The organism is Albidovulum sp., from assembly GCF_041919395.1.
Taxonomy (GTDB): domain Bacteria; phylum Pseudomonadota; class Alphaproteobacteria; order Rhodobacterales; family Rhodobacteraceae; genus Albidovulum.
Map to the genome: position 1 here is coordinate 1 of NZ_JAYRTX010000198.1, position 1,871 is coordinate 1,871.

The following is a 1,871-nucleotide window of genomic DNA, read 5'->3' on the forward strand; positions in this document are numbered from 1 at the left end:
TGGTATGCCCTCCGCGACCGCCGCTTCATGGGCCTGAAAGTCCGCCGCCAAGTGCCCATCGGTCCCTATATCGCCGACTTCTATTGCGCCGACCACCGCCTGATCATCGAGGCCGACGGCTCCGGCCACGGCTCCCTGCGCGACCTCCGCCGCGACCAATGGCTCGCCGCCCAGGGTTTCCGCATCCTCCGCCTCTGGAACCGCGACATCCTGATGAACCTCCCCGGTTGCCTCGACGCCATCGCCGCCCAACCCCCGCAACATTGACCCCTCCGGCCCGATCTGACATTCAGGCGCAGACGGCGGAACGCGGGGGCACCGATGAAGGTCATCATCTGCGGGGCGGGGCAGGTCGGCTGGCAGATCGCCCGCCATCTTTCCGGCGAGAAGAACGACGTCACCCTCGTCGACGTGAATGCCGACCTTGTCCGCCGCGCGACCGACACGCTTGATGTCCAGGGCGTCGTCGGCTTTGCGAGCCACCCGGACGTGCTGGCCAAGGCGGGCGCGCGCGATGCCGACATGCTGATCGCCGCCACCCATTCGGACGAGGTGAACATGGTGACGTGCCAGGTGGCGCACAGCGTCTTCAACATCACGCGGAAGATCGCCCGCATCCGGGCTCAGAACTACCTGGATCCCCTCTACGGCAACCTGACGAACGAGGTCGGCCTTGCCATCGACGTGGTGATCTCGCCCGAGCGCGAGGTTGCCGAAGCCGCGCTGCAACGCCTTGCGGCCCCCGCGACCTTCGATACCGAAAGCTTCATGAACGGGCGTGCGCAGCTCCTCGGCATCCAGCTGGATGAGGACTGCCCGGTCCTGAACACGCCGCTGCGCCAGCTGAACGAGCTGTTCTCAACCCTCCGCGCCATCGTCGTCGGCGTCCGCCGCGAGGACCGGCTTTTCGCCCCCGATCCCGCCGACCAGCTTTACGCTGACGATCAGGTTTACGTCTTCACCCATTTCGAGGACGTGAACCGCACTTTGGAAATCTTCGGCAAGAAAACCAAGAAGCAGGAGCGCGTGGTCATCGTCGGCGGCGGCAATGTCGGCCTTGCCGTCGCGCGGGCGCTAGAAGCCCGTACCGACCGCATCCGCGCCAAGATCATCGAGAAGAACCGCGCCACCGCCGAGCACGCCGCCGACGCATTGGAGCGCACCATCGTGCTGAACGGCGATGGCATGGACAGCGATCTCCTGATGGAGGCCTCGGTCGACCGGGCCGACGCGATCCTCGCGGTGACGGATGACGACAAGACCAACCTCCTCGTCGCCGTGCGCGCCAAGCAGGCCGGCTGCCCGATGACTGTCGCGCTGGTGAACGACCCGACGCTTGCCCCGCTGATGGCGCCCCTCGACATCGACGCCTACATCAACCCCCGCGCCACCACCGTCTCGTCGATCCTGCGCCACATCCGGCATGGCCGCGTCCGCGCGGTCTATTCCATCGGCGACGCCGAAGCCGAGATGATCGAGGCCCAGGTCCTTTCGACCTCGCCCCTTGCAGGTCGCCTGGTCCGCGACATCGAGTTTCCCGAAGGCGTTCTCGTCGGCGCGGTGATGAAGGGCGAGAAGGTCATGAAGCCGACGGGCGACCTTCGGATCGAACCGGGCGATGCCATCGCGCTCTTCGCCATGGCCAAGGACGTGCCGGAAGTCGAACGCCTCCTGCAAGTCTCGATCGACTTCTTCTGATGCTGGCCCGGCTGGCAGAACTGCCGCTCCTGGTCGTCCTCCTCGGCCTCTGCGGCATCCTGGGCCTGGTGCCCGCCCTCTACGCCTTTGGCGTCAGCAACCATGAACTCGCCCGCGATTTCCTCTATTCCGCGCTGATCCTCACGGTGATCAGCGTGATGCTCGGCATCGCC

At 66.1% G+C, this 1,871-nt stretch carries 2 protein-coding genes; both read left to right on the forward strand.

Annotated features, from left to right (window positions below; translation table 11 throughout):
* A partial coding sequence (locus ACMUOO_RS17360; protein WP_413855826.1) for an endonuclease domain-containing protein occupies nucleotides 1-267 on the forward strand: 267 nt, incomplete at its 5' end.
* Between the two features lie 54 nt (nucleotides 268-321).
* The gene (gene trkA / locus ACMUOO_RS17365) at nucleotides 322-1,698 is read left to right on the forward strand and encodes a Trk system potassium transporter TrkA (RefSeq protein WP_413855827.1); all 1,377 of its coding nucleotides are present in this window, start codon (nucleotides 322-324) and stop codon (nucleotides 1,696-1,698) included.
* The last annotated feature ends 173 nt before the right edge of the window (nucleotides 1,699-1,871 follow it).

Excerpts from the sequence above, each read along its gene's own strand:
- trkA (WP_413855827.1), top strand. The coding sequence starts at position 322 with ATGAAGGTCATCATCTGCGGGGCGGGGCAGGTCGGCTGGCAGATCGCC.